1 protein-coding gene is annotated in these 275 nt (G+C 74.5%); it reads right to left on the bottom strand.

Features of this window, described 5'->3' with window-relative positions; translation table 11 throughout:
* Positions 1–275: hypothetical protein (locus SB717_RS35620; protein ID WP_410907664.1), on the bottom strand; the 275-nt coding region annotated here is incomplete at both ends.

Below are 275 nucleotides of genomic sequence, written 5' to 3'. Positions count from 1 at the left end.
ACGGCGACGGTGCGCGCGGCGCGGGCCCCGGGCTGCGCCCGCGGCTGCCGGAACGGCCCGGGGTACTCGTAGAGCAGGTAGGGGCCGCTGCGCTCGCTGAGCCGCACGGAACTCCCCGCTCCCCACGGGCCGCTGAGCAGAAGCTCGCGGCGCTCCACACGCTGGCCCTCATCGAGGTACCAGTCGCGCAGCACGGACGCGCGTTCGACCACGAGCACGTCCCGGGTCTCGCCCCACTCCTCGATCGGCTGGATCAGCCGGGCGAAGTGCGACTG

The organism is Priestia sp. SIMBA_032 (genome assembly GCF_046535215.1).
Taxonomy (GTDB): Bacteria; Bacillota; Bacilli; order Bacillales; family Bacillaceae_H; genus Priestia; species Priestia aryabhattai.
Note: the sequence above shows the minus strand (reverse complement) of the source record. Positions and strands in the feature narration are given on the sequence as shown.